21 protein-coding genes are annotated in these 26,771 nt (G+C 61.0%); 11 read left to right on the top strand and 10 right to left on the bottom strand.

Features of this window, described 5'->3' with window-relative positions; genetic code table 11:
• The first annotated feature begins 18 nt into the window (after positions 1-18).
• Together ACNQ62_RS13480 and ACNQ62_RS13475 are read left to right on the top strand one after the other, a co-directional pair.
• Entirely contained in the window at positions 19-1,023 is a 1,005-nt protein-coding gene (locus tag ACNQ62_RS13480; protein WP_418095060.1) for an NADP-dependent oxidoreductase, read from the top strand.
• Between the two features lie 11 nt (positions 1,024-1,034).
• Positions 1,035-1,505: a MaoC family dehydratase gene (locus ACNQ62_RS13475; RefSeq protein WP_418095059.1), complete on the top strand. Its 471-nt coding sequence runs from the start codon at positions 1,035-1,037 to the stop codon at positions 1,503-1,505.
• Positions 1,506-1,575: 70 nt separating this feature from the next.
• Here the strand turns inward: ACNQ62_RS13475 and ACNQ62_RS13470 are convergent, their stop codons facing one another.
• From ACNQ62_RS13470 to ACNQ62_RS13435, 8 genes are all read right to left on the bottom strand, one after another.
• A complete protein-coding gene (locus tag ACNQ62_RS13470; protein WP_005849102.1) occupies positions 1,576-2,181 on the bottom strand; it encodes a hypothetical protein in 606 nt (201 codons plus the stop codon).
• A gap of 3 nt (positions 2,182-2,184) precedes the next feature.
• Entirely contained in the window at positions 2,185-4,362 is a 2,178-nt protein-coding gene (locus tag ACNQ62_RS13465) for a molybdopterin cofactor-binding domain-containing protein (RefSeq protein WP_418095058.1), read from the bottom strand.
• A 3-nt stretch (positions 4,363-4,365) separates the two neighbouring features.
• A complete protein-coding gene (locus ACNQ62_RS13460; RefSeq protein WP_009824309.1) occupies positions 4,366-4,824 on the bottom strand; it encodes a (2Fe-2S)-binding protein in 459 nt (152 codons plus the stop codon).
• 162 nt (positions 4,825-4,986) lie between these two features.
• Positions 4,987-8,100 (bottom strand): efflux RND transporter permease subunit, encoded by a 3,114-nt coding sequence (locus ACNQ62_RS13455; protein WP_037966597.1) that lies wholly within the window; start codon positions 8,098-8,100, stop codon positions 4,987-4,989.
• Positions 8,101-8,121: 21 nt separating this feature from the next.
• Complete coding sequence (locus ACNQ62_RS13450) at positions 8,122-9,288, bottom strand: efflux RND transporter periplasmic adaptor subunit (RefSeq protein WP_037941872.1); 1,167 nt, start codon at positions 9,286-9,288, stop codon at positions 8,122-8,124.
• 74 nt (positions 9,289-9,362) lie between these two features.
• A complete protein-coding gene (locus ACNQ62_RS13445; RefSeq protein WP_243252113.1) occupies positions 9,363-10,631 on the bottom strand; it encodes a multidrug effflux MFS transporter in 1,269 nt (422 codons plus the stop codon).
• Positions 10,628-11,101 (bottom strand): MarR family winged helix-turn-helix transcriptional regulator, encoded by a 474-nt coding sequence (locus ACNQ62_RS13440; protein WP_005849095.1) that lies wholly within the window; start codon positions 11,099-11,101, stop codon positions 10,628-10,630. Before ACNQ62_RS13440 ends, ACNQ62_RS13445 begins: the two co-directional genes overlap by 4 nt.
• Positions 11,102-11,214: 113 nt before the next feature.
• Complete coding sequence (locus tag ACNQ62_RS13435) at positions 11,215-12,231, bottom strand: aldose epimerase family protein (protein ID WP_184583817.1); 1,017 nt, start codon at positions 12,229-12,231, stop codon at positions 11,215-11,217.
• 166 nt (positions 12,232-12,397) lie between these two features.
• Here ACNQ62_RS13435 and ACNQ62_RS13430 point away from each other — a divergent pair, with 166 nt between their 5' ends.
• From ACNQ62_RS13430 to ACNQ62_RS13395, 8 genes are all read left to right on the top strand, one after another.
• Complete coding sequence (locus ACNQ62_RS13430; RefSeq protein WP_037942088.1) at positions 12,398-13,381, top strand: response regulator; 984 nt, start codon at positions 12,398-12,400, stop codon at positions 13,379-13,381.
• Positions 13,381-13,752 carry an Hpt domain-containing protein gene (locus ACNQ62_RS13425; protein WP_005849092.1) on the top strand — a complete coding sequence of 124 codons (372 nt, stop codon included), beginning with the start codon at positions 13,381-13,383 and terminating at the stop codon, positions 13,750-13,752. Before ACNQ62_RS13430 ends, ACNQ62_RS13425 begins: the two co-directional genes overlap by 1 nt.
• Before the next feature lie 169 nt (positions 13,753-13,921).
• The gene (locus tag ACNQ62_RS13420; protein WP_418095057.1) at positions 13,922-15,199 is read left to right on the top strand and encodes a flavin-dependent oxidoreductase; all 1,278 of its coding nucleotides are present in this window, start codon (positions 13,922-13,924) and stop codon (positions 15,197-15,199) included.
• A 204-nt stretch (positions 15,200-15,403) separates the two neighbouring features.
• Complete coding sequence (locus ACNQ62_RS13415) at positions 15,404-16,663, top strand: imelysin family protein (protein ID WP_418095056.1); 1,260 nt, start codon at positions 15,404-15,406, stop codon at positions 16,661-16,663.
• Positions 16,664-16,707: 44 nt separating this feature from the next.
• Positions 16,708-17,712 carry a hypothetical protein gene (locus ACNQ62_RS13410; RefSeq protein ID WP_005849086.1) on the top strand — a complete coding sequence of 335 codons (1,005 nt, stop codon included), beginning with the start codon at positions 16,708-16,710 and terminating at the stop codon, positions 17,710-17,712.
• 58 nt (positions 17,713-17,770) lie between these two features.
• The gene (locus tag ACNQ62_RS13405) at positions 17,771-19,267 is read left to right on the top strand and encodes a di-heme oxidoredictase family protein (protein WP_418095055.1); all 1,497 of its coding nucleotides are present in this window, start codon (positions 17,771-17,773) and stop codon (positions 19,265-19,267) included.
• Position 19,268: 1 nt separating this feature from the next.
• Complete coding sequence (locus ACNQ62_RS13400; RefSeq protein ID WP_260005712.1) at positions 19,269-20,285, top strand: imelysin family protein; 1,017 nt, start codon at positions 19,269-19,271, stop codon at positions 20,283-20,285.
• A 4-nt stretch (positions 20,286-20,289) separates the two neighbouring features.
• Positions 20,290-21,339 carry a DUF1513 domain-containing protein gene (locus ACNQ62_RS13395; RefSeq protein ID WP_418095054.1) on the top strand — a complete coding sequence of 350 codons (1,050 nt, stop codon included), beginning with the start codon at positions 20,290-20,292 and terminating at the stop codon, positions 21,337-21,339.
• A gap of 301 nt (positions 21,340-21,640) precedes the next feature.
• Here the strand turns inward: ACNQ62_RS13395 and ACNQ62_RS13390 are convergent, their stop codons facing one another.
• Positions 21,641-22,606 (bottom strand): hypothetical protein, encoded by a 966-nt coding sequence (locus ACNQ62_RS13390; RefSeq protein ID WP_418095053.1) that lies wholly within the window; start codon positions 22,604-22,606, stop codon positions 21,641-21,643.
• Positions 22,607-23,064: 458 nt separating this feature from the next.
• Here ACNQ62_RS13390 and ACNQ62_RS13385 point away from each other — a divergent pair, with 458 nt between their 5' ends.
• On the top strand, positions 23,065-26,331 hold the full coding sequence (locus tag ACNQ62_RS13385) for an ATP-binding protein (protein WP_418095052.1): 3,267 nt from the start codon (positions 23,065-23,067) through the stop codon (positions 26,329-26,331).
• Positions 26,332-26,342: 11 nt separating this feature from the next.
• Here ACNQ62_RS13385 and ACNQ62_RS13380 read toward each other — a convergent pair whose 3' ends face one another.
• The gene (locus ACNQ62_RS13380) at positions 26,343-26,771 is read right to left on the bottom strand and encodes a flagellar motor protein (protein ID WP_243252091.1); all 429 of its coding nucleotides are present in this window, start codon (positions 26,769-26,771) and stop codon (positions 26,343-26,345) included.

Below are 26,771 nucleotides of genomic sequence, written 5' to 3'. Positions count from 1 at the left end.
GCAGATAGGACGTTCAAAATGACCAACACACAGATTGTCATCGCAGAGCTGCCCAGCGATTCGCTGACGCCTGCGCATTTCAAACAGACCACCGCCGATATGCCCGTGGCGGGCGACGGTCAGGTGCTGCTCAAGGTGATCCTGATGTCCATCGACGCGGCCAACCGGTCATGGATGAAAGGCGCGACCTACCGCGCGGCGGTCAACGCCGGTGATGCCATGCCGACCTATGCCATCTGCGAGGTCGTCGAGAGCAACAGCGACCGTCTGGCCGTTGGCGATATCGTCGCGTCAGAAGCAACGTGGTCGAACTTTGTCGTCGCCGATGCGCGCAAATGCGAGAAGCTGCCAAAGGTGCCGCAGCTGTCGAACCTGATGTCTGTCTACGGCATCGCGGGCAAAACCGCCTATCACGGGCTGATTTCTGTCGGGCAACCGGTTGCGGGTGAAACCGTGCTGGTGTCGGCAGCCGCAGGATCGGTCGGTGGCTATGTCGGCCAGATCGCCAAGGCGCTTGGCTGTCGGGTCGTGGGCATCGCGGGCGGAGCGGAGAAATGCAAATGGGTGACGGAGGAGTTGGGCTTTGACGCCTGCATCGACTACCGCGCCCCTGGCATGTCCAAAGCCCTGCGTGTTGCCTGCCCCGACGGCGTGGATGTCTATTTCGACAACGTCGGCGGCACCGTGCTTGAGACCGCGTTGTTCGCGATGAACGAAAAGGGCCGCATCGTCTGCTGTGGTGCTGTCAGCCAATATGACACCGAAACCCCCACCGGTCCGCGCAACCTACCCGGTCTGGTCGTGGTCAAACGTCTGCGGATGGAAGGCTTTATCGTGATGGACTGGACCCAGAACGACGCCAAGGCGCTGCGCGCGTTGCAGACCTGGGTCGAGGCGGGCCAGATCAAGGTGACTGAGGACATCGTCGACGGATTGGAAAACGCGCCACAGGCGTTGATCGGCCTGCTGGCCGGTGAGAACAAGGGCAAGCGCATGGTGCGTGTTGCCGCGGACCCATCCTGAAGGAGTATCCCATGTCTGCATTGAAAGAGGCACTTTCCCATAGTGAAACGCTGATCGGGACCGAGGTCGGGGTCTCTGACTGGATCACGGTGGATCAAGAGATGATCGACCAATTTGCCAAAACCACCCACGACATGCAGTGGATTCACATCGACCCCGAACGCGCCGCTGCGGAAACGCCCTTTGGCGGAACGATTGCGCACGGGTTCCTGACCCTGTCGCTGGCGAGCCGCTTTGCCTATGATTGCTTTAACATGATGCCCGGACAGGTGATGGGCATCAACTATGGCATGAACAAGCTGCGGTTCCTGACCCCGGTCAAGGCGGGGTCGCGGCTGCGCGGGCGGTTCACGCTGCAAAAGGTCACGGCGCGTAACGCCACCGATATGCTGCGCGAGAACCTGCTAACGATCGAGATCGAAGGCGTCGAGACACCCGCGATGGTCGCCGAATGGTTGGGGCTGGCGGTGTTCAAAGACTAACCCCCCACACCAGCGCAAAGACAAAGGGCCGCGCATCGCCGCGCGGCCCTTTGCTATTTCGTCACCTCGGTTACCCCGCGGGACAGGCGGCACCCGTCTCGATCCAGGCCTTGGTCAGCTCGCCAAAAATCTCCTGACTGCCGGGTGCGGGCTCGCGCCCCTCGCCCGGATGCCACCCCCAGCCGACCAGACCGTCTTCGGCGTTATGCTCGTGCAGCTCTTCCAGCGTCTTACCGCCATTGCGTTCCTCGTCCTTGATCTGGGCACAGATTTCGGCAGCGGATTTGCCGATCCAGCCCATTTCAATCGGGGCCAGCTGCCAAGGGGTATGCCCCGGGATCGACCCGCCCCCCGCGGCAAAGGTAAAGTTCTGTTCCCCATGACAGGTGTTGCAGCGCATACCAGGCGCGCCAAAGTCCGCCTCTCCGCGCACCACGGGGGGTTCATGCATCTGCATATCCATCCCTTGGCGTGGGGAGTTATCGACGGGGTGGCAATTCAGGCAGCGTGGATGCCCGATCACCACCATCATTTCCTCGAAAAGCGCGGTGGAGCGTTCTGCCTCCCCCTCGATCGCGTCAAATTCGTCAACCGTGCGCAGACCGTTGACGGTCTCTGCCATGACAGGGCCCGCCATCAGCGCAGTGATGGCCATGATGTTCAGCGTATTTTTCATGACTTACACTCCTACGGATTTGGTAAAGGGCAGTTTGGTGACAGCTTGCCCCGTCAGGGCACGCCACGCGTTTGCAACGGCCGGTCCGACGGGCGGCAAGCCGGGTTCGCCGATACCGGTGGGGTCGTTGTCGCTTTGCACGATAGCGACCTCTACCTGGGGCATCTCGTTGATGCGCAGCATGCGGTAGGTGTCAAAGTTGCGTTCCATGATTGTGCCGCCTTCGCCAAGCGTGACCTCGTCGAATAGCACCGATCCCAGACCATAGCCCGCCCCGCCTTCGATCTGGGCGCGGATGACATTGGGGTTCACGGCGACGCCACAGTCAACGGCGCACCAGATTTTATGCACCTTGGGGAAGCCGCCCTGATCCGAAACTTCGACGATCTGGGCCACATAGGTGTTAAAGCTTTCGTGCACAGCAACGCCGTAGGCACGATCCCCCTTCACCTTGGTGCCGTCCCAACCGGCCAGCGCGGCCACTTTCTCCAACACGCCACGGTCGCGACCGGCGTCGCCTTTCATCAGGTCCAGACGCCCCTGAACGGGGTCTTTGCCCCCTGCCTCAAGCAGTTGATCCAGAAACACCTCGGTTGCGTAACCGGTATGAGAATGGCCGACCGACCGCCACCAGAGCACGGAAACGGGGCTATCCTGCCGGACCCAGTCCACCTTCAGCGCGGGCAGGTCGTAGGGCATCTTGGTGGCCCCCTCGTAGGACGTGGGGTCCATGCCGTCTTTCATCATGCCTTCCATCGGACCACCGGCCATGATGGACTGGTTCACCACCACGTCATGCCACCCGACGATATTGCCGTCCGCGTCCAGACCGCCCTTCATCTTATGCACGGTCAGCGGGCGATAATAGCCGCCGATCATGTCGTCCTCGCGCGTCCAGAGCAGTTTCCAGGACCCGTTCCCGCCTGCGGCTTTCGCGATCTCGGCGACTTCGGCGGCGACATGGGCCGTGGGCTGCGCGCGGCGGCCAAAGCTGCCGCCCGCGAACATCACGTTGATCTGCACCTCCGATGGATCGATCCCCAAGGTGGCGGCCAGCGTCGGCTTGTCGAGCGACGGGAATTGCGACCCCATCCAAAGCTCCGCCTTGCCATCCGTGACCTCGAGCACGGCATCAAGCGGTTCAAGCGCGGCATGGGCAAGATAGGGAAAGTGGAACTCCGCCTCGATCACTTGCGCGGCCCCGTCGATCCCCGCCATGGCATCGCCAACCTCTTCCGCAGCGCGACCGCCTTCGGCAGCGGCACGCGAGAAATCCGCATAGATCTGCGCGCTCGACCGGGTTTCGGCTTTGCTGTCGTCCCATTTCACCTGCAATGCCTCGCGCCCCTTGAGCGCGGCACCGGTGGTCTTGGCATAGACCGCGACCCCTTGCGGGATTTCACGTACCGCGATGACACCCGGCACCTTCAGCGCGTCGGTATCGTCAAAGCTGGCGACAACGGCACCCATCTTATCGGGGTGCGCCACGACGACCGTTTCCATCCCCTCGCGGTAGACATCCATCGTGTATTCGGCCTGACCGGTGGTCTTGGCATGGGTGTCCAGCTTGGGCACATCGGTGCCGATCAGGGTAAAATCCTTGGCCTCTTTCAGCTTGGGTTCGGCGGGGGCGGTCATGGTCGCCGCCTTCTCGGCGAAAGCACCAAAGCCTGCCTCGGTCCCGTTGGGGTGGGATATCCGCCCTTTCGAGATCGTGATCTCGGACGCGGGCACGCCCCATTCGGCGGCGGCGGCATCAACCAGCATCGCGCGGGCGGCAGCGCCGGCCTTGCGCATCTGCATATAGCTGTTCGCCATCGCGGTGGACCCGCCTGTGCCCTGCAACCCGAACAGCGTGTTGGCATAAAGTTCGTCATTGGCAGGCGCGCTTTCGGCGCGCATCTGCGACCAGTCGGCGTCCAGTTCCTCGGCCACGAGGGTCGCAAGGCCGGTGTTCGGCCCTTGCCCGAATTCGATATGTTTGATCAGCACCGTCACCGTGTCATCGGGGGCGACACGCACAAAGGCGTTCGGCGCGAATGTGGCCGGATCGGCCGCCGGGTCAAAGGCGGTCGCGGCACCGGACTGGGCGCGCGATTTTTCGGGTAGAACAACGCCGATCACCAGTCCGGCAGAAGCGGTAGACAGAAAACCGCGGCGAGAGAGATTAAGATTGGTCATGGCTTACCCCTCCAGCTCTTTGGCGGCGTTCTTGATCGCCTCGCGGATACGGACATAGGTGGCGCAGCGGCAGATGTTGCCGGCCATGGCATTGTCGATATCCTCGTCCGTGGGGTTCGGGATCTCGCGCAGCAGGGCCGTGGCGCTCATCACCTGACCAGATTGGCACCAGCCGCATTGGGGCACGTCGATCGCCTCCCATGCCGCTTGGACCGCTTTGGCCTCTGGCCCGTCGACACCTTCGATCGTGGTCACATAGGAGCCTTCAACCATAGAAAGCGGGGTGACGCAGCTGCGGCGGGTCATGCCGTTCAACTCGACCGTGCAGGCGCCGCATTGCGCGATACCGCAGCCGAATTTCGTGCCGGTCAGCCGCAGGTCGTCGCGCAGCACCCACAAGAGGGGCGTGTCATCGGGCGCGTCGACGCTCACCTCTTTGCCGTTCAGGGTAAAGTTTATCATGCTGGCTCCTCCTATTGGATGTTGGCTGCTGGCGTGGAATGTTGGGGCTTCCCTCGCAGAGGGAACTAGCCCGCAATAGCAGCGCGTCAATGTGCCACAATACAAAAGACGGAGGCAACGCGCGGTTGCCTCCGTCCTGACTTCATCAAAGCAAGGTGGTGCCTAGCCGGTGGTGTCCTTGACGGGATCCTTGCCGGTGAAACGCGCCACCATCGCAAAGAAATACGGCACGAAAAGAACCCCCAGAACGGTTGCGGCAATCGTACCGGCCAGCACACCGGCCCCAATCGCGGTACGTCCACCGGACCCCGCACCGGTGCTGAGCACCAGCGGCAGGACCCCAAGCGAGAACGCCATAGAGGTCATGATGATGGGGCGGAACCGTTGCCGCGCAGCGTCGACAGCGGCGTCAAAGATGCTTTCGCCCTCTTGCCGTCTGTCGCGGGCAAACTCGACAATCAGGATCGCGTTTTTCCCCGTCAGACCCACCACGGTCAGCAGCCCGACCTGAAAGAAAACCCCGTTTTCGAACCCGCCCAGATAGGCGCCGGTCAAGGTCCCCAAAATGCCGATTGGCATGGCGAGCATCACGGCAAAGGGGATCGACCAGCTTTCATAAAGCGCCGCCAGCGCCAAGAAGATCGCCGCCAGGGACAGACCGTACAGCAAGGGGGCCTGGTTGCCGGATTCCTGTTCCTCCAAGGACAAACCAGTCCAGGCGATCTGGAAGCCGGGGGGCAACTGGGTGACCAGCCGTTCAAGCTCTGCAATCGCCTCGCCTGTGCTGACCCCTTCGGCGGGGGAACCCTGGATCTGCATCGCGGGGATACCGTTATAGCGGTTCACCCCCTGCGGCCCGTACGCCCAGCTTCCTTCGGCAAAGTTAGAGAAGGGCACCAGCCCCCCGCTGTCATTACGCACGCGCCATTTCTCAAGATCCGACGGGGTCGCGCGGGCAGCGGCCTCGCCCTGCACATAGACCCGTTTGATCCGCCCCTCATCGACAAAGTCGTTCACATAGCGACCCGCCCACGCGACGGTCAGCAGGTTGCCCACATCCGTGGCACTGACCCCCATCGCACCGGCGCGGCGCCAGTCGATATCCAGATTGAACTGCGCCGCATCTTCCAACCCGCTGGGGCGGGCAGAGGCGATCAGCGGGCTTTGCGCCGCCATCCCCAAAAGCTGGTTACGTGCCTCCAGCAGCTGTTCGTGGCTTTGACCGCCGCGGCCTTGCAGGTAGAAATCAAAGCCCGACACGTTGCCAAGCTGGCTGACCGAGGGCGGCACGATGGGGAAGACCATCGCGTCCTGTATCTGGCTGAAGGCACCAAAGGCCCGCCCCGCCACCGCCTGCACGCTTTGCGCCGCCTCTGTGCGTTCCTCCCAGTCTTTCAGTCGTACGAAGACCAGACCAAGGTTCTGCCCTTGGCCCGCAAAGCTGAAGCCCACTACGCCGAAGACGGATTCAACGACGTCATCCTCGTTTTCCAGATAGTAGTTCTCGACCTGTTTGATGACCTCGAGCGTGCGTTCCGCCGTCGCGCCCGTGGGGGCCTGCACCAGCGTGAACAGCGTGCCCTGATCCTCGGCCGGCAGGAAGCCTGCGGGCGTGCGCATGAACAAGAACACCATCGCCGCGATGATCGCCAGATAGACCAGCCCGACCCGCAGCGGACGCCGCACGAGCCAGCCCACCGTGCCGGTGTACCCACCAAGCGTCTTGTCAAAACCGCGGTTGAACAGGCCAAAAAATCCGCGCCGCTTCTCGTGGCTGCCCTGCTTGAGCAAGGACGCACAAAGCGCGGGCGTCAGAGTCAAGGCGACCACCACGGACAGCGTCATCGCCGAGATGATGGTGATCGAGAACTGTTTATAGATCACCCCCGTCGAGCCGGGGAAAAACGCCATCGGCACAAAGACCGCCGACAGAACCACCGCGATCCCGATCAGGGCGCCGGTGATCTGGTCCATCGACTTGCGCGTCGCCTCAAGCGGGCCGATGTGTTCCTGCTCCATGATCCGTTCGACGTTCTCGACGACCACAATCGCGTCATCGACGAGCAGGCCAATCGCCAGCACCATGCCCAGCATCGTCAGCGTGTTGATCGAAAAGCCAAAGGCCGCAAGCACGCCAAAGGTGCCCAGCAAGACGACCGGCACCGCCAGCGTCGGGATCAAGGTGGCGCGGATGTTCTGCAAGAACAGATACATCACGATGAAGACCAGCACGATCGCCTCGATCAGGGTCTTGATCACCTCTTCGATAGAGATTTTCACGAAGGGCGTCGTATCGAAGGGCACCACATAGCTCACGCCTTCGGGGAAGAACGCCGACAGTTCCTCGATCCGCTGTTCGACGGCGGCGGCTGTATCCAGCGCGTTGGCACCGGGGGCAAGGCTGACCGCCATGCCGGTCGCCGCATTGCGGTTGTAGCGCGAGATCGTGGCATAGCTTTCCGACCCGATCTCGACCCGCGCGACATCGTTCAGCAGCACCAGCCCGCCGTCGGTTTCCGCGCGCAGCACGATCTGGCGGAAATCCTCGGGGCTGGTCAGCAGGGATTGCGCGGTGATCGTGGCGTTCAGCGCCTGCCCTTCGACGGCAGGACGGCTGCCAAAGGATCCCGCTGAAATCTGCGCGTTCTCGGCCGAAACCGCTGCCACGATGTCGGACGGGGTCAATTCAAACGCGGCGAGCTTCACCGGATCAAGCCAGATGCGCATCGCGTATTGCGCTCCGAACACTTGTACGCTGCCCACGCCTTCGACGCGGCTGATCTCGTTCACCAGATTGGATTGCATGTAATCGCCAAGATCGGTGGCGTCATACTTCCCGTTCTCGCCAATCAGCCCGATCACCATCAAGAAGCCCGCAGAGGATTTCTGCACCGTGATCCCCTGCCGCTGCACCGGTTCCGGCAACAAGGCAGAGGCTTGCGACAGTTTGTTCTGCACCTGCACCTGCGCGATATCGACATCTGTGCCGGTCTCGAAGGTCAGCGTAATGCTCGCCCCGCCTTCGCTGGTGGACGACGACGAGATATAGCGCAGCCCGTCCAGACCGGTCATCTGCTGTTCGATCACCTGCGTCACCGTATTGGCCACCGTCTGCGCCGAGGCGCCGGGATAGGACGCGCGCACAGCCACAGAGGGCGGCGCGATCTGCGGGTACTGCGCCACGGGTAGGTTGAGGATCGACAAGACGCCGATACCCATGATGAAAATCGAAATCACCCATGCGAAGATGGGGCGGTCAATAAAGAAACGGGCCATGCAAAACGCTCCGGCTTTTGGTTATTCGGCGGGTGCCGGTGCGGCGTCCTCGGACTTGGCGTCTGGGGCGGCTTGCTCTTGCGGAGTAACGGTCGCACCGGGCGCGGCCTTTTGCAGCCCCATCACGATCACACGATCGCCTGCCGATAGCCCCTCGCTCACGATCCAGTCCGATCCACGGTCCTGAAGTACGGTCAACTGGCGTTGTTCGACGACGTTGTCGCCGTTCACCACCATCGCCAGCGGCTGCCCGCGACGGTCACGGCTGACAGCTTCTTGCGGGACAAGGAAGGCACCTTTCGCGATCCCCGTGGGCATTTCAACGCGCACATACATACCCGGCAGCAACAGACGGTCGGGATTGTCAAAGGCCATCCGCAGCACGACGACGCCGGTTTGCTGGTCCACATCCGGCTCGGCGGCGGTCAGCGTACCGGTCTGGTCATAGATACTGCCATCGGCCAGCGTCAGCTTGACCTCGCGCGGGGTATCGCCAAGGCGCTTTTCCGCATTGCCGCGCCGCCAATCCAGCAGCTCGGCCGCTGATTGCGTGACATCGACATAGACCGGATCAATGTTGCGGATCACGGCCAGCGGGCTGGCCTGACTGTTGGTCACCAAGGCACCGGGGCTGGTCAGGGACCGCCCGATCTCGCCCGATAGACGGGCGCGGACCTGCGTGTGATCCAGCTCGATCTGGGCAGAGCGCAGCCCCGCCTGCGCCGCCTGAAGCGAAGCCGCTGCGCTGTCGCGTGCCGCTACCGCCGCATCCAGCGCCTGATCGCTGGCAACATTGCGCGAGGACAGTTCCTCGAGCCGCTTGGCCTCCCGCTCGGCAGAGCTGGCTTGCGCCTGCGCCTGCGCGACCGATGCCTGCGCCTGCGCGACAGCGGCCTCGTAAACGATGGGATCAATTTTAAACAGCACATCGCCTTCCGCCACGGGCTCACCCTCGGCAAACAGACGTTCTGTGATGATGCCGGCCACTTGCGGGCGTACCTCTGCCTCGGCAGAAGCGACAACGCGTCCGGGCAAGGTTGTGGCAAGCTGCACATCCTGCGGCTGCATCGTCATGACGGTGACGGCAGCGGGCGGGCGTTCGCCCTGCTGCGCCGTTGCGGGGACAGACACCGCACAAATAGCCGTTGCAAGGGCGGCGCAGCGCAGCCCGGAGATCAAGGAGTACATTCTGACGATCCTGTCTTTTAGTTCAAATCGAAAGCACCACCGCGGGGTGCTGTGGATGGGGCGGACAAATTGCCCTATTTTTCCGGTGCCGACACGGGCGACGGCGCCGTCACCTTAGGCCCGCAGGTGGCACGGGTGTCTGCCGGTGCAGCGGCTGCGGGCCGAGGCTGGATCTTGCGATAAACCAGAAACGACACGCAAGCTACCGCGCCCATCATCGGGATTAGGGTTGCCATAGCCAAAAGCGCATTGCCCAGCAAGGCACCAAGCGACCCGACCAACAAACCGGACCCCATCTGGATAAAGCCCAGCATCGACGCCGCCGCCCCCGCAGCCCGCCCAAAGGGGGCAAGTGCCGCGGTGGACATGGCAGGCATCACAAAGGCAATCCCGAAAGAATAGGTCGCGACCGGCACCATCACATGCAGAAAGCTCGGCGGCCAAAGCAGCAGGGTTAACGTCCCCAGACTGCCCAAGGCCACAAACACCAGCCCCGGCCCGACCAGCCGGTCTGCCGAAAACCGGCCCATCAACTGGCGCACCAACAAGGACGCGGTAAAGAAGCTGCCCGATTGCGCCAACATCGACGCCCCGAATTGCGCAGGCGTCAGCCCGACCTCGTCCATCAGGATAAACGGCAGGAACGTCGCCTGCGCATAGAGCGCCCCAAGTGCACCGCCCATCACTAAAGCGGCGGATAGGAACTGCGGATTGCTGAGCAAAGCCTTGTAGGTTCGGCCAAGCGCCTTGAAATTCAGGCGCGAGGGGTCTGCGGTCACGGTTTCTTTCATGGAAAAAAGCGCGACCCAGATCACGAGGAAACCGATCACGGTCATCAGCAAGAAGATCGATTGCCAGCCAAACACCGGCAGCATCAGCCCCCCGATGGTCGGGGCCAGCGCCGGACCAAGGGCTAGAATAATCCCGATCAGGTTCATGATCCGCGACGACCGGTCATCGGTGAACAGATCCCGCACCAATGCCCGCGAGATCGCAATCCCCGCGGAGGCCCCGATGCCTTGCAGGAAACGCGCGCCCATCAGAACCTCTACCGTGGGCGACAGGGTCGCAGCGACACTGGCCACACAATAAAGCGCCATGAAGGCAATCGTGATCGGCCGCCGTCCAAGCGCATCCGACAGCGGCCCTGCGATCAGCTGCGCACAGGCGAAGCCCCCGAAATAAAGCGTCAGCGTCAGCTTGATTGCGGATTCCGTGGTGTCAAAGACGCGCACCAGCTCTGTCATCGCGGGCGTATACAAGGCCATCGACACAGGTCCGATGGCCACCAGAAGCGCGCCGATCAGACTGACCCGTCGTTCTGACATAATGGGCGTTGTCATTCGGCGGCCTCGGATTTGCACGTCGCCCCGCGGGAGGCCGACAGGTTCTGTCGCAGGGTCAGGGCCGTGGCGCGAAAGGTCTGCCACTGCTCTGGCGTCAATCCTTCCGAAATGATCGTCTCTACCCGTGCACCGGCCTGTGCGATCTGCGACAGGATGTCATTGGCTCGCGGGGTCAGGGACGCGATCTTGGCGCGGCGGTCATTCGGGTCGGCGGTACGGGCAATCAGCTCTGCCGCTTCCAGACGGTCCAGAAACCCCGTGAGGCTCATCGGCGTCATGCCAAGACTTTCAGCCAGCATATGCTGCCGCGTCGCCCCGCAGCGCGCCATATGCGCCAGCACCCGTGCCTCTGCCGCCGTCACTGGAAGCTCGGCGGCTTCGATCTCGCGCTCGAATACGCCACGGCTGAGCCTGCCGATGTCGCTGATAAGGAAACCAAAGCTGTCGGGGTTGATCTTGGTACGCATGTCTTGTCCGCTTTTAATATGTTTACCTTATTATATAGCGCACTGATACATCTTGAACCAAGTGTCAATTCGACCCTGCCCCAAAAAAACGTGAGGTTACCACGGTAAAGCTGTCAAATGCGGCGCAGCTCGAACCGGGATCGGTAGCGCACGGGCTTTTCCGGCAGCAGCAAACAATCGGGATACTCGGGGTGGTGCGGGGTATCGGGCCAGAACTGCGGCTCGATCGCGAGCCCGGCCTGTGGCCCATAGGTGCCCCCGTCCACGCCCAGATCCGCACCTGTATCAATATGCGCGCCGTTATAGAGCTGCACCCCAGGTTGATCTGTCAACACATCCAACTGTAGCCGTTCAGTGCATAACCGGCACGCAAGCACCATCTGGTCCCCGCCTTGGGAAAGGCAAAAGTTGTGATCCAGCACCGGCCCGATGGCGCGCGCATGGCGATAGTCGAATTCGCTGCCCGCTACCGAGACGGGCGCGCCTAACGGGAGTTGAGCGTCATCCACAGCAAGGTAACTGGTCGCGGGCACCATCAGGCGGTGATCCGAGAGATCCGCCGATCCCGACAGGTTCCAATAGCCATGAAAGGCGGGATTGAAATAGGTGGGCTGATCCGTCGCGCCCGTCATCTCGATCTCTAGATGTCCCGCATTATCAATCGTGTAAGTAACAGAGGCGTTAATATTCCCGCGAATCCCGCCCAACCCGTCGGGGTGGTGCAGCTCAAGCCGGCAGCGCGTGGGGGTGACATTGGTAAAGCGCCAGTTCCGGCCGGAATATCCCGCAACGCCACTGTGCAATGTGGTCCGTCCTGCTTCGTTTTGATCAAGCTGATGCCGGATGCCCCCAATTTCCATCTCTGCGCCCGCGATGCGATTGGCGACCGGACCGACCACCGCGCCAAAGTACTGCATGCTGCCAAGGTAGGCAGTCACGTCGCGCCCGCCCAGTAGCAGCGAATGCGATTCCCCCATGACGCGAAGCTCTTGAATCGTTGCCCCCCAAGACAAAACGGAAATCGACGTACCGCCATTGCTGATCTGATGCCGGACGATCTTTTCACCCTCTGGCGTTGTGCCGAAAATCGTTGAATCGGCTTTATTTTTCTTGCTCTGCGCCGTCGTCATCGAATGGTCCCTTTCGTCTATTCAACTGCTCAAACGAACATCTAATTAGCCTAAATGCCTAAGTATTTAACCGAGATCGCCCCAATTATGACAAGTTTCGCCATCAGATAGAAAGCAACAGAAACAGCCATACCGAGCTGTTACGGACAAGTAGTAAGGCAAACAAATGAAAATTCTTGCGGTAGATGACGACCCAATCATCCTAGAGCTTTTGTCGCATTTCATTGAAGGCATGACAGACCATACGCTGGTCACTGCCGAATGCGCTGCCGATGCACTTGAGGCGATCAAGGACAACGCCCGCGCCCCGTTCGACAGCTTCCTTCTGGATATCCAGATGCCGGTCACCGACGGTATCCAGCTGGCCAGCCAGATCCGTGCGATGAAGCAATATATGGATGCGCCGATCCTGATGCTGACCGCGATGTCCGAAAAATCCTATATCGACGCCGCCTTCTCTGCCGGTGCGACCGACTATGTGACCAAGCCGTTCGAAATGACCGAGCTTAAGGCGCGGCTGTCGCTGGTTGAACGCGCGGTTGACGGGTTGGCAACCCGCACGAGCAAAGTGTTCGCGGCCAAGGCGGTTACCCATCACGACGGTCGGCCCGAACGCGCCGTGCAATTACACGAGCCGATGGCGATCCATGATGTGAACAACCTGATCGAGTTCATGGCGCTTGAGAACTATGTGCAGCAATTGTCGCGCAGCGACCTGTTCGGGTCGATCTGTTTTGCCTTCAACATCCGCGATGTCGAAATCTTCCACGAAAACATGTCGAACTTTGAATTCTGCAGCATGCTCAGCGATGTCGGAGAGATCATTTCGGATACGCTGGAAGGGTGCCAGTTCCTCATGTCTTACGCAGGCGGCGGCACGTTTGTATGCATCACAGAAAGCGGCTGGCGCCCTGATCCCAAGCTTTTGGCGAATAATATCAACATTTCGCTGGCAAAAACCGAATTGTTCGATAACCGTGGTCAACACATCAACCCACGTATTTGCGCCGGCAAGGCGGTGCGGTTGATGTGGAAGACAAATTCCTCGGTCATGGATGCGCTGTCAGAGGCGCATGCCTCTGCCGAAGAAGCGACAGCCAACTACCAGAAGGTCCAGAACGACTTCTGGAATGTGGGGAGAACAGCGTGATGCACAAGAAGCTGGAGTTACCGGGGATCGAGCGTATTCGCGCGCGGTTCCTCGATATGCTAGAGCAGCGCCAGCGTGCGCTGGCCGAGCACGCGCTTGCCGCCTGGGAAGGCAGCACGCTGCAAGAGATCAACGATAACCTCGCCGAAGCCCGTACCATTCTGCACCAGATCGCGGGCACGGCCGGTTCTTTGGGGTTCGACGATCTGGGCACCGTGGCGCGCGACAACGAGCTTGCGATTGACGCGCATCTGGATGGCCCCAAGGGCAAGATCGCCAACTGCCCGACCGAGATTATCTTTGGTCTGGATGACTTCCTGAAATCCTCCGAAGCGTTGATTGCCGAACAATCCGCGTTGGAATCCGCGTAAACGTTCCTTTGCGCTTCCGGCCCCCACGGGCCATTTGCCGTTGCAGCGCCTCGCGCTCCGGCGATCCGGGATGCGCCCCGCTTTCCCAGACATCCCATTGATTTCCGCACCATGATGTAGGACGTTCGTCGCGCAACGAATTGCCCCTAGTCGAAAGCGGAACTGCACTATGACCCAACCTCATATCCTGATCGCAGGCGGCGGTATCGGCGGCCTAGCACTGGCGCTTTCGCTGCACCAGCTTGGCCTGCGCTGCACCGTTTATGAACAGGTGCGCAGCTTGAAACCGCTGGGTGTGGGGATCAACATCCAGCCTAATGCCGTGCGCGAGCTGTTTGATCTGGGGTTGACCCAAGCGCAGCTTGACGAAATCGGCGTGCCCGCAAAGGAATGGGCGCTGGTCGGGCAGAAGGGGCAAGAGATTTACGCAGAGCCGCGCGGCACCGACGCAGGCTATCGCTGGCCGCAATATGCCGCGCATCGGGGCCAGCTGCATATGCTGCTGTATCAAACGCTGGTGGACCGCGCTGGTGCCGAGGCCGTGCAGCTTGGTGCCAAGATCACCGGATACACCCACGGGCCAGCGGGTGGCGTGACCGCGCATATCGCCCATGCCGACGGGTCACAGACACATGCCGAGGGCACCCTGCTGATCGGTGCCGACGGGATCCATTCTGCCGTGCGTGCGCAGATGCATCCCGATCAGCCGCCGATCCACTGGGGTGGTGCTTTGATGTGGCGCGGCACCTCGCGCGCAAAACCGGTGCGCACGGGGTCTTCGTTTGTCGGGCTTGGCGACCACCGCCAGCGCATGGTGATCTATCCGATTTCAGCCCCCGATGCCGACGGCTATGCCACCATCAACTGGATCGCCGAAGTCACGCTGGACGAGACCGAGGATCGCAAAAGCGGTTGGTACCGTCCGGCGGAGCTGTCGGACTTTGCGCATCACTTTGACGGCTGGACTTACGATTGGCTGGATGTCCCCGGCCTTCTGCGCGGCGCGACAGAGATTTACGAGAACCCGATGATCGACCGTGACCCGATCCCCACATGGGTCGACGGCCCTGTTGCCCTGATCGGCGACGCGGCCCATGCCATGTATCCCACGGGATCGAACGGCGCGAGCCAGGCGATCATGGACGCCCGCCATCTGTGCGCGCGCTTCCTGCAAGACGGGGTCACCCCCGCGGCGCTGCGCAGTTTTGACGACACCCATTGCGGACCGATATCAGAGCTGATCCTGCGCAATCGCGGGGCCGGTCCTTTCGGGTTGCTGAACATGGTTAACGACCGCTGTGGCGGTGCCTTCGACCAGATCGACGACGTGATCCCTCCACAGGAACGAGCCGAGTATATGGCGCAGTACAAGACCGCAGCAGGATTTGCCGTTGATCGGTTGAATGCCTCTGACCCCACTTTGCCCCAAGGCGCACGCCTTACATAGTAAGCCCCTAGGATCACCGCGTATTTTTTGGGCGATGCCAAAAACGTGAGCGGCAAAAAAGTTATCTTACTAAAATTGTCGGGTTGACCTTCCCAACGATACTGTTCAGGTATTGCGCATGATTTCCATGCCTCCGGCGCGGCCCGTCGATCAGCAATTGTCGACAGCATCCGCAGGCGCGATCCGTCAAAAGGAACTGAACGTATGACCCGCAGCTTGATGACCTCTGTGCTTGCATTGACCTTGGCCTCCCCCGCTTTGGCGGTAGAGAAGTCCGAGGTGATCGACACATACGCCGACATCGCCGAAGCCGCCTATGGCGACAGCCTGATCACAGCCCAAGCGCTGGTCGACGCTGTGGATGCCCTGATCGCAGAGCCCTCCGCCGACACGATGCAAGCCGCCCGCACCGCGTGGCTGGCAGCGCGCGTCCCCTACCAGCAGACCGAAGCCTACCGTTTCGGCAATCCCATCGTTGACGACTGGGAAGGCAAGCTGAACGCCTGGCCGCTGGACGAAGGTCTGATCGACTATGTTGACGCCTCCTATGGCGGGGCCACCGATGAAAACGCCGCCGCCGCGTTGAACGTTATCGCGAACCCGACCTTTACACTATCGGGCACCGAAGTTGACGCCAGCACAATCACCCCCGACTTCCTTGCCGAAACACTGCACGAAGCCGACGGGAACGAAGCCAATGTGGCGTCAGGCTACCACGCGGTTGAATTCCTGCTCTGGGGGCAGGATCTGAACGGCACGGAACACGGTGCCGGTGGGCGCGACTGGACAGACTACGCCACGGGCAAAGACTGCACCAATGACAATTGTGACCGTCGCGGTCAGTACCTCAAGGCTGCTGCCGATCTGATCGTGACCGATCTGGAGTATATGGTTGCACAATGGGCCGAAGGCGGCGCCGCGCGCACCAACCTGACCGACAACGAAGACGGCGCGATCTCGGCGATGCTAACCGGCATGGGGTCGCTGTCTTACGGTGAGCTCGCGGGCGAACGCATGCGCCTTGGTCTGATGCTGAACGACCCCGAAGAAGAGCATGACTGCTTCTCGGACAACACACACAACAGCCATTATTACGACGGTCTGGGCATCCAGAACGTGTACCTCGGTGCCTATGCGCGTACCGACGGCACGCTGGTCACCGGCCCGTCCCTGTCCGATCTGGTCGCTGCCGAAAACGCTGATCTGGATGCGGAAATGCAGCTGAACCTGTCGACCACCATGCGCAAGCTTGGCCAGATCAAGACCGCTGCCGAAGCGGGCATGTCCTATGACCAGATGATGGCGCGCGGCAACAAGGGCGGCGAAGCCTTGGTTATGGGCGGCGTGAACGCCCTGATTGCACAGACGAAGACCATCGAACGCGTCGTTGCCACCCTGGGTGTGGATGACGTGGCGATTGAAGGCTCCGACAGCCTCGATAGCCCCGGCGCCGTGTTCGAGTAATACCCGTTTTCATGAGTTCCTCCTCCCACTGAAAGTAAACAAGAATGAAGAAACTAGCTCTCGCCGGTTGCGCTTTGGCGCTGACCGGTGCCACTCCCCTTTTGGCTCAAGAACAGGCATTTGTCTGGGGCGGTGAGTTTGAAATCGGCGTCGACAGCACCGTCACATCCGATGATCCTGCAGGCGAGTTGACCGATAACTACGCCAGCCTGTCGCTCGCCTTCGAAGCCGGGGTCGCGACCAGCATCACGCTGTTTGGTGAAGTGACCCTGGAAAGCGTCACAGACCCGGCCGAAACCCGTCAGTTCGACGATCTGGGTCTTTATGTGAACGAACTTGGCCTGCGCTTTGATCTGGCAGCAGGCGAGCTGAGCGTCGGTAAAGTAAGCCCGACCTTCGCTGTGGCATGGGACGCAGCCCCCGGTTTCTACGGCACATCGCTGGCCGAAGACTATGAGTTGTCCGAAGTGATCGGTGCGACATTCGACATGCCTGTCGCCGCCTCCGGCGGGGTTCTGTCCTTTGCGCTGTTCTATGCGGATGACACGGCGTTCAGCGACTCGCTGGGGACAAAGCGCGGCCGCAATACCACCGCGGACGGCGGCGCGGGGAACACCGGCAAGCTGAACAACGTGGCGCTGCAGTACACGCAAGAAGTTGGCGACACGACCTATTGGGTTGGCGGGCGTTTCCTGACCGCGGGTGACAGCGATGTATCCGACGAAAAAGGGGCCGTCATCGGGATGGCGCATGACTTTGGCAACGGTTTCGACCTGATCGCCGAAGTGGCCTATTTCGACGGGTTCGCAGGCACGGGCGAGGATTCCACCTATGCGACGTTGGGCGGTTCTTACGTTCAGGGGCCGTGGGCCTACTCTGCCAGCTACACCGGCATCGACAACACCGCGAACGGTTACGACGATTTGATCACCGTGGGTGTAGACTACACGTTCGAGAATGATATGTCGCTGGGTGGTGGCGTCGGCTTCTACGATGTAGACGGCAACGACTTTACCGCTGTCGGGGCATCGCTGGTGATCCCCTTCTAATATCGAAATAGGGCAGAATATGCATTTCCTCCGGTCTTTTATCCCTCAGGCCCTGGTGATGTCCCTGCCCCTATTGAGCGGTCCGGTCTACGCCGGGCCGCTTGATGAACCCCATCTGGATATCATCCCGCGTACCGCCGATGAAACGGCCCGTATCGCCGATGTAACCGCCCCACCCGACAGTTTTGACGCCCCCAGCCCGTTCGAGGTGAACAGCGGCGGCGCGGCCACCGTTCGCCCGCGCATGAACGCCGATGCGTTTTCGCAAGCCTCAGGCAATATGTCGTTCGAGGACGAGCTGACCTTCAAACTGGGCAATGGGCTGTTTCGCAAGCTGTGGGTGTCGTCGCCTTCCTCGACGCTGGCCTCTGACGGGTTGGGGCCCTTGTTCAACGCGCGGTCGTGTCAAAGCTGCCACATCAAGGACGGGCGCGGCCACCCGCCCGAGGGCCCCGACGACAGCGCGATTTCCATGTTCCTGCGCGTGTCTATTCCGGGCAATGAAGACGCCGGCAATATCAAAGAGATCGAAGGGTATCTGGCCACGCTCGCCGAACCCACCTACGGCACGCAGATGCAGGATTTCGCCGTCTCGGGGCATCGTGCCGAGTACCGCTTGCAGATCGATTATACCGAAGTCCCCGTGACCCTGTCGGGCGGGCAGGTCGTGTCCTTGCGGCAACCGACATACACCGCGGCTGATCTTGGCTATGGTCCGCTGCACCCCGACGCAATGCTGTCGCCCCGTGTGACGCCGCAGATGATCGGGCTTGGGCTTCTCGAAGCGATCCCTGCCGCGGATATTCTGGCGCTGGCAGACCCGAATGACGCCGATAGTGACGGTATTTCGGGCCGCGCCAATATCGTCTGGTCGCAGGAATACAATATGCCGATGCTGGGCCGTTTCGGGCTCAAGGCCGGGATGCCCACGATCCGCGAACAATCCGCGGGGGCCTTTGCGGGTGATATCGGCATCTCTAACCCGATCTTCGGCGATCCGTTTGGCGATTGTTCGACCATTCAGGATGCCTGCGTAAACGCGCCTCATGGGGCCGGTGACGTGCGCGGGTTCGAGATTGACGCCGAAGGGCTGGATCTGGTCACCTTCTACAGCCGCAACCTAGCCGTGCCCGCCCGTCGTGACGCGGACACACCCGAGGTGCTGCGCGGCAAACAGGTGTTCCATGAAACGGGCTGCGCCGACTGCCACCAGCCCAGCTTTGTCACCCATCGTCTAAAGGACCAGCCAGAGCAAAGCTTTCAGCTGATCTGGCCCTATACCGATATGCTGCTGCATGACATGGGCGAAGGCTTGGCCGATCACCGCCCCGAGGCCCGCGCCACCGGCACCGAATGGCGCACCGCGCCGCTGTGGGGGATTGGCATGACCGAAACCGTATCGGGACACACGCAATTCCTGCACGACGGGCGCGCGCGGTCACTGCTGGAAGCCGTGCTTTGGCATGGCGGAGAGGCCGAGCCCGCCAAGAACCGCGTCATTGACATGACACCCGCAGACCGTGATGCTTTGATCCACTATCTGGAAAGTTTGTAACATGAAAAAACTGGTCCTCGCCCTTGGTCTTTTCTGCGCACCATTGGGTGCTGCGGCCGAGGTAGGCTCCGCCGTTTTGCGCGATGTGGTCGATCATCACATCCTGCCCCGCTATACCACACTGGCAGAGCGTACGGATGCACTGGCCGCCGTTGCCCAGCAGAATTGCGCCGCTGATGACGCCGCGTTGCGCAATGCCTACCACGATGCCTTTGACGCGTGGATCGCGGTGAGCCATCTGCGTTTTGGCCCGTCCGAGACCGACAACCGCGCCTTTGCGCTGGCCTTCTGGCCCGACAGCCGTGGGGCCACACCCAAAACACTCGCGGGGCTCATCACGGATGCCGATCCCGTGGGCCGTGACGCGCAGGCTTATGCCGATGTTTCCATCGCGGGGCGCGGTTTCTATGCGCTCGAATTCCTGCTGTATGACGACCAGATCAGCACGATGGGCGATGCTGGCTATCGCTGCGCTTTGGTGCAGACGGTAACTGCCGATATCGCCACGCAATCCCAAGCCATTCTGGACGGCTGGACCTCTGGCTATGCCGAGGCCGTTGCCACCCCCGCCGAAGGAGGCCCCTACCGCAGCACAGAGGAAGCGGCGCAAGAGCTTTTCAAGGCGCTGAACCTCGGGCTGGAATTTACCGCCGACACACGCATCGGACGCCCGATGGGCAGCTTTGACCGCCCGCGCCCCAATCGGGCAGAGACGCGGCGATCGGGGCGGTCTTTGCGCAATGTCGTGGTCGCGCTCACCTCTCTGCAGGATCTGGCGGAGCGGTTGGCGGCGGATGACGTAGCCGTGGTGGCCGCCTTTGACGACCGGTTTGACGAGGCGCTGGCAATCGCTGCCGACCTGGACGACCCTGTGTTCGCTGGAACGGCCAAGCCGCAATCCCGTCTGCGGGTAGAGGTGTTGCAGCAGTCTGTTGCCGCGATCCGCGATGTGGCCCGCCAAGATCTGGGCCCGCATTTGGGCGTTGCTTCGGGCTTTAACGCATTGGACGGAGATTGATCCCGTGACCAACCGCCGCCATTTCATTGCAGGGATGCTGGCATCAGGATTGGTGCCCGCGCCGACTTGGGCCGATGCGGGCGGGCCGGCCTATCTTGCCGCTGCCGGTCTGCGCGATGGCAGCTTTGTGCTCTGCGGCATCGACGCGGCGCTTGAGGTGGTATTCGAAATCCCCCTGCCCGGTCGCGGCCATGCGGCGGCGGCGCATCCGTCCAAGCCGCAAGCTGTCGCCTTTGCACGGCGCCCCGGCAATTTCGCACTGGTGATCGACTGCATCTCGGGGCGGGTCAAAGCCACGCTGCACGCGCCCGAGGGGCGACATTTCTACGGGCACGGGGCTTTTTCCGCCGACGGGAGCCTACTTTACACGACCGAAAATGACTATGCCAACGGCATCGGGCGCATTGGTGTCTGGGACGTGGCGCTTGGCTATGTACGCGTCGATGAATTTGCCAGCGGCGGTGTCGGCCCTCATGATATCAAACGTCTGCCCGGTGGTGACACGCTGGTCGTGGCGAACGGCGGGATTGATACGCATCCCGATTCAGGGCGCGCCAAGTTGAATATCCCCACCATGCGGCCCAACCTCACCTACATCAACGACCGCCGTATTCTAGAGCAGATAGAATTGCCCCATGACATGCACCGCAACTCGATCCGGCATCTGGCCGTAGGGTCCGACGGGCGTGTCGCTTTCGGGATGCAATGGCAAGGCGACGGCGATGCCCCCGCGCTTGTCGGGCTGCATCAGCAAGGGGAAACACCGCTCTTGCTGGACGGTGCCGAAGATATGCACGGGTACATCGGCAGTATTGCTTTGTCGGACGACGGGTCCGAGATTGCCGTAACCTCGCCCCGTGCCGGTTTGGTGCAGGTATTTGACGCAGCGACCGCGTCATACACCCGTAGTATCGCGCTTACCGATGTCTGCGGTGTTGCCGCGGCGCCGGATGATTTTATCGTGACCAGCGGTACCGGTATCGTTCAGCGTCTCTCTGGCAGGTTGAACCCGGAAAAACCGCTGATGTGGGACAATCACCTCGTCCGGCTTTAAGTCCTGGCGGGTTAGTTTGATGTCACCGGCTTACATCTTCGAAAACGCAAAAAGCCCCCGTGCCCGGCACCTACGCCGGTCCACAGGGCAAAGTAGTAAGGGCCGGAGCAGGCCCGAAAATCGATTAAGCTGATGAACTCTGCCCCGCGGAAATTCGCGCTTTGAGGGTTCACGAAAAAGGGAAAGCGCCGCATTCGATGCCCGTCTGCTGTTAAATCCTTTCAAATCATATCGGGTCGAACACGGTGCTTTCTCGGGCCCTGGCTGCGGCGAGGCATGCCGCTTTGACAGGGCAAACCAGTTAACTTTGACGCATACCTCCTTTCGTTGCCGGGCTTTTGCCCCACAAAAGGGCATCTATTGTTGTGGCTCCCATGTGGTCAGCCATCGCGCCGACCACCGTCTCGTTCACGCCGCTCAGGAAGTTCACAAGTTCCGTCAGCGTCAGCTCTTCGAGCAGCAGCTTGAGCGTGCCGGCACCGACATTGTGCAACAGCTCGTCCAGTTCTTCTGCCTCGAGCACATTCAACAGACGCGTCGCGGCAGGGGTGTCGAGGTTTGCAAGCAATACCGCAGCGCTGCCGACACCAAAGGCGCGGTCGAATTCATCGGTGCCGAGGGCGGTCACAAAGGCGTCGATCTCGGCCGAGGTCGCGTTGTTCAGCGCGTCGGCCAGTTTAAAGGCTGTCTGCCCTTCGGCAGAAAAATCAAACACAGCGTCGATCAGATCTTCGGCCTGGGCAGCGGCACCAACAAAGACCGCGCGGGCCCCGTTTTCCATCGTGATGATGACGTCACCGTCGCGCAAATCGCGGGACGCGGTCAGGCACATGGCAGCGCGCAGATCGGCGCGGGAAGAAAACTGACCCAGGAAGGTGATCGCATCGCCGCGGGCGACGTCAAAATTATTGACGACGATATGCGTGTCGGAGGGTACCACGATAAAGTCAGGCGTGGCGATGGCCATTGTCTCCTGGGTCAGGTCGGGATGTGCAGCCTGGGGCGTGGCCCAGACGTCCTGCACATGAGAGAAGCCAGCGTTGATCTGGATGGCCTGCGTCGGGTCCGCATCTGTCGGCATGACATAGCGGGCGCAGCGCATCCGGTCCGCCGCGAGTTTAAGCGCGGTGCTGTCGGCCGTGATGTCCAAGACGGTGTCGGACGTGTTTCCCGAAACATGGATGCCAAGTACTGCACCCAAAACCGCCTCGCGCAGGGAGGAGTTGTTGGCGATCTGGGCCAGTTCTAGGAATGTTGCGTTTGCCATCGTTTTCACCTTGGGTTTGTTTCAGCCTGTGTTTGGTAGCTGTTAAGATGAAATTAACGCTAAATCCCAAGGGCGTCGCGGGCCTAGGCGGGTAGTCCAAAGCAGCTTGTGGCTATGGCGCTATCCCAAAGGATAGGTACCTGCTGCTGCACTGGCACTATTCACCCTGCCCTGCAGGCAGAAACGGAGTTTACCATTGCCAAAAAAGCCCGCCCCGCCTAGCCTTTTCGCAACTGCAAAAAGCGCCCGATCAACGAGGCGCAGCAAAAAACGCAGTTAGAGCAGTAGTGAAAGGACAGCACCAGACGACATCCAAGTTGCCATGCTCCGCAGCATATGCCGCGGGGGCGCAATGGAATCGATCGCTTTGGATGCTTTTACAAGTGGTTTGACGTTGTGATGTTTGATAGCAGGAGGCGGGCTTTGACTATGCTTTCCGGTGTCCGCAAAGCGACGAGATGAACCAGAAAGAGAATATGGCGGGCGCTAAAATCGTGAAACAGGGATGGGGCAAGCTGCGTCGAACGCTTTTGGGTGCCGCTATCGCCCTGATCGGTGCACTGCAACCGGCGGCTGGTCAGCAGGCCGACATGATGGATGCGCCCCGTGACATCACCATCGGTATTCTCGCCTCCGAAGGGATCACCCGCGCGCTGGACAGCTGGTTGCCAATGGCCGCCGCGCTGAACACCGCCGCACAGGGCGCTGAACTGAACTACCGTTTCAAGATCGCGCCTTACACCGACGCCACAATGATCAATAAAATCTCGCAAGGCGCGCTGGATTTCTTCCTTGTCGATCCCGCGGCCTTTGTCGTGGCAGAGGTCGAAAGCAACGCCCGCCCGCTGCTCTCTGTCGCCCAGATGTGGGAGGGACAGGTCTATGATAAAACCAGCGTCGTCGTCTTTACCACCGCTGACAGCGATATTCGCGCCATCCCGGATATCGCGGGTCGCAGCATCATGGGGGTGTCGGCCGACGAAATGACCGGTTGGAAGCTCGCGCTGCAAGAGTTTCGCAAGTACCGGCTGGATATCGACGATATCGCGTCCCGCGCGCTGTTTTCGGGCGGGAACCAGCGCGAGGTCGTCTATGCCGTGCAAGCCGGTCTGGTGGATGTGGGCGTCGTGCGCGCCGGTGTGCTCGAAGGGCTGGCCCGCGACGGCGTGATCGATATGAACGATTTCCGCCCCGTGTCCCCTGTCGATCATCCGGGCTATCCGTTCTGGGCCAGTACCATGTTGTACCCCGATTGGGTGCTGGGGACGATCCCCGGTGTGCCGCAGGCGGCGTTAACCATTCTTGTCGACACCCTGTTGGGCCAAGATACCGGCAGCCCCGAGGCGATTGCCGCCGGTGGCACCGTCTGGCTGCCCCCGAAAAATTTTCAATCCGTGCACGAGCTGCTGATCTCATTGCGCGCACGCCCCTACGAGAATTACCTGCAACGTTCCGCCTTGCGCATTGCCTCAACCTACAAGTGGCTGGTGTTGGGCACATTGCTGCTGATCGTGTTTTCGCTGTTGTTCCTGATTTTCCAACTGCGCGAAAACGCGCGACAGGCCCATGCCCGCAAGGATGTGCTGAAGTCGGAGGTTCGGTCCAAGCAATTTTATCGCAACGCGGTAGAGGCCCATACCGTGTTCTGCATGCTGAACCAGAACGGCGCGATCACCCATGTGAACGACCAGTTTGTCCAGGCCAGCGGCCGGTCCCGCGAGGCGCTGATCAGCACGCCGTTGGTTGATGTCATGGATGCCGGCAATCGCGGTGTGCTGACGGGCGATGTCTTGCCCGCCATGATGTCGGGCACCCCGTGGAAAGGCACCATCGTTCTGCATAAAACCGACGGCAAGGCGGTCTGGCTGCAATGTAGCTTTATTCCGATCACCGACGGCGAAAAACAGCTGCGCGAGATCGCGATTGTCGCTTCGGATATGACCAAGACCCGCGAAGGCGTGTCAGAGGCGCGGTTCAACAACACGTTGGAACTGTTGCAGGATCATGTTGTTGTCTTCCAGCCGCAAACCTATGCGGTGATGTATGCCAATGCATCGGTCGCACGACACCTGATGCGACATGATGAAAGCGACGACTGGCGCGGCAAGAGCCTGTCCGACCTGATTGGCAAACGGGATTATGACAGTCTGCGCGAACGCTGCGCCGGCCTTATCAAGGGGCCAGAGCGGCGCGTCACCTGGGAAGTCGAGGCGAAATCAGGCATTACCTACGACATCAGCCTTGAATATGTCTGCCCCGCCCAGGACGAACCGCGGTTCATCGCTATCTACCGCGATGTGTCGCAGCGCAAGGTGGCCGAAAAAGCAAAGACCGAATTCCTGTCCACCGTCAGCCACGAATTGCGCACGCCGCTGACCTCTATCAAAGGGGCCTTGGGGCTGGTGCTATCAGGTGCCACGGGGCAGTTGCCTGACAAGATGAAGGGGCTGATCACCATCGCCGCCTCAAGCTGTGACCGGCTGATCCTGCTGATCAACAGTATTCTGGATATGGAGAAAATCGAAACCGGCACGCTTGATTTCCGGATGAAGACGCTGAACCTGTCCGAGACGCTGAATACGGCGCTGGTGCCGAACCAGCTTTATGCCGAACGCGCAGGCGTATCGCTGCGCCGTGTCGATACGCCCGATGACCATGTAATGCTGACCTATGGCGACTCCAAACGGTTGGTGCAGGTGCTGGATAACCTCTTGTCCAACGCGGTGAAGTTTTCGGAACACGGCGGGGAGATCCTGATCGCCCTGCACGCGGTCGGGGATCAGCTGCGCATTTCGATCCGCGACTTCGGCACCGGCATTCAGACTGCCGCGCAGGCGTCGGTGTTTGAAAAATTCACCCAAGGCGACAGTTCTGACAGCCGGTCCAAGGGGGGCACGGGGCTGGGGCTGACCATCGCCAAAGTCATCATCGATCACCATCAGGGACAGATCACGTTCTTCAGCCGCGAAGACGTGGGGACAGAAATTATCATCTCCCTCCCCCGCCTCGCGCAAGAGGACGCGCCAGCACCCGACACGCCGGTGCAAGTCGCCCCGCCAACGGCCTTTTCTGCCGCATTGGAACAGCAGGCCCGCAAGACGCCGTCTGTCATCAAAAAGACCGCCGCGGAACATCTGGTGCAACAGATCACACGCGCGGGATACGGACCGGAGTTCGAGCTTGGCAAAGCCGACGTCGGGCGTCTGGCCGCAGGTGTCGAAATCGTCGGCGCGCCGTTGCTAAATAAATGGATCACCCAGAACGAACGCGACACGCTATCGCAGTTGATCGGCGCGGGCGCGATTGCGGATGCGGCGGTCTGTGTGATCGAAGCCGCCTCGGACACGGATCACAGCGCGGCGGCCAGCGCATCCACCGCTGTGGCTCAGTTGCGGGCATGGTTCGCCACCTGTGCCGAACCCATCGGCAATCCCGCGCAACCGCTGACCATCGCGGCAGTCGATCACCCGGATGTGGCAAGCTGGCTTGAAACCGAAAGCATCGTGACCTTTGACGATACCGTGGATCTCGCAAAATCAGTCGCGACGTCGCAGGCGGATGTCGTGCTGACCTTTGCCATCAACGACGGGTCGGCCAGCGTCATGGCGGTGCCAACCTCGCAAGGTTTGATGCCCTCGGGCTGGCCGGTCTGCGTGCTGGTCATCCGGAATGTAGAGAACAAGAATTCGCTGGGTGTGGTGTCAAAATTCAGCAGCGGGCGCTAAGGTAAAAAGCGTTACCGGCGCTGCAATGCGAACAGCGCGCGCGACGCGTCGTCTAGTGCGGCCTGTTCTGCCCTGTCAGCATCGGCTTTCGCCTCGGTTTGCGCTTTTGACAGCACCGTTTGCGTGGTCTTAAGCGCACGGAACTGCGCAAAAAGCGCATCCTCTAGCGTGTCGATCTGCCCTGACAGCGCATCCCCCTCCGCCGCCAAGCCACGTTGTTGCCGGTCAACCGAGGATAGGTAGGCGGGCAAATAGGCCTGTGTTTCCAAGGTGCTGCCCGTCTGTTCAGCAATCGCCCGCTGGGTCAGCGCCGCACTTTGTTCCGTCAGCGATGTCTGCTGTGCCCGCAGGCCCGAAAGCTGTGCCCCGATCGCATCCAGCTCGTGCTGCCGGATAGTATTGATCAGCTTGAGCGCAGCGATCTGACGGAGTCCGGCCAT

The organism is Sulfitobacter sp. SBS6 (assembly GCF_048285585.1).
Lineage (GTDB): Bacteria > Pseudomonadota > Alphaproteobacteria > Rhodobacterales > Rhodobacteraceae > Sulfitobacter > Sulfitobacter pontiacus.
Note: the sequence above shows the minus strand (reverse complement) of the source record. Positions and strands in the feature narration are given on the sequence as shown.

What these genes read in the sequence shown, in the direction of transcription:
- ACNQ62_RS13480 (WP_418095060.1), top strand. Translation starts at nt 19, where the DNA reads ATGACCAACACACAGATTGTCATCGCAGAGCTGCCCAGCGATTCGCTG.
- ACNQ62_RS13475 (WP_418095059.1), top strand. Translation starts at nt 1,035, where the DNA reads ATGTCTGCATTGAAAGAGGCACTTTCCCATAGTGAAACGCTGATCGGG.
- ACNQ62_RS13470 (WP_005849102.1), bottom strand. Translation starts at nt 2,181, where the DNA reads ATGAAAAATACGCTGAACATCATGGCCATCACTGCGCTGATGGCGGGC.
- ACNQ62_RS13465 (WP_418095058.1), bottom strand. Translation starts at nt 4,362, where the DNA reads ATGACCAATCTTAATCTCTCTCGCCGCGGTTTTCTGTCTACCGCTTCT.
- ACNQ62_RS13460 (WP_009824309.1), bottom strand. Translation starts at nt 4,824, where the DNA reads ATGATAAACTTTACCCTGAACGGCAAAGAGGTGAGCGTCGACGCGCCC.
- ACNQ62_RS13455 (WP_037966597.1), bottom strand. Translation starts at nt 8,100, where the DNA reads ATGGCCCGTTTCTTTATTGACCGCCCCATCTTCGCATGGGTGATTTCG.
- ACNQ62_RS13450 (WP_037941872.1), bottom strand. Translation starts at nt 9,288, where the DNA reads ATGTACTCCTTGATCTCCGGGCTGCGCTGCGCCGCCCTTGCAACGGCT.
- ACNQ62_RS13445 (WP_243252113.1), bottom strand. Translation starts at nt 10,631, where the DNA reads ATGACAACGCCCATTATGTCAGAACGACGGGTCAGTCTGATCGGCGCG.
- ACNQ62_RS13440 (WP_005849095.1), bottom strand. Translation starts at nt 11,101, where the DNA reads ATGCGTACCAAGATCAACCCCGACAGCTTTGGTTTCCTTATCAGCGAC.
- ACNQ62_RS13435 (WP_184583817.1), bottom strand. Translation starts at nt 12,231, where the DNA reads ATGACGACGGCGCAGAGCAAGAAAAATAAAGCCGATTCAACGATTTTC.
- ACNQ62_RS13430 (WP_037942088.1), top strand. Translation starts at nt 12,398, where the DNA reads ATGAAAATTCTTGCGGTAGATGACGACCCAATCATCCTAGAGCTTTTG.
- ACNQ62_RS13425 (WP_005849092.1), top strand. Translation starts at nt 13,381, where the DNA reads ATGCACAAGAAGCTGGAGTTACCGGGGATCGAGCGTATTCGCGCGCGG.
- ACNQ62_RS13420 (WP_418095057.1), top strand. Translation starts at nt 13,922, where the DNA reads ATGACCCAACCTCATATCCTGATCGCAGGCGGCGGTATCGGCGGCCTA.
- ACNQ62_RS13415 (WP_418095056.1), top strand. Translation starts at nt 15,404, where the DNA reads ATGACCCGCAGCTTGATGACCTCTGTGCTTGCATTGACCTTGGCCTCC.
- ACNQ62_RS13410 (WP_005849086.1), top strand. Translation starts at nt 16,708, where the DNA reads ATGAAGAAACTAGCTCTCGCCGGTTGCGCTTTGGCGCTGACCGGTGCC.
- ACNQ62_RS13405 (WP_418095055.1), top strand. Translation starts at nt 17,771, where the DNA reads ATGTCCCTGCCCCTATTGAGCGGTCCGGTCTACGCCGGGCCGCTTGAT.
- ACNQ62_RS13400 (WP_260005712.1), top strand. Translation starts at nt 19,269, where the DNA reads ATGAAAAAACTGGTCCTCGCCCTTGGTCTTTTCTGCGCACCATTGGGT.
- ACNQ62_RS13390 (WP_418095053.1), bottom strand. Translation starts at nt 22,606, where the DNA reads ATGGCAAACGCAACATTCCTAGAACTGGCCCAGATCGCCAACAACTCC.
- ACNQ62_RS13385 (WP_418095052.1), top strand. Translation starts at nt 23,065, where the DNA reads ATGAACCAGAAAGAGAATATGGCGGGCGCTAAAATCGTGAAACAGGGA.
- ACNQ62_RS13380 (WP_243252091.1), bottom strand. Translation starts at nt 26,771, where the DNA reads ATGGCCGGACTCCGTCAGATCGCTGCGCTCAAGCTGATCAATACTATC.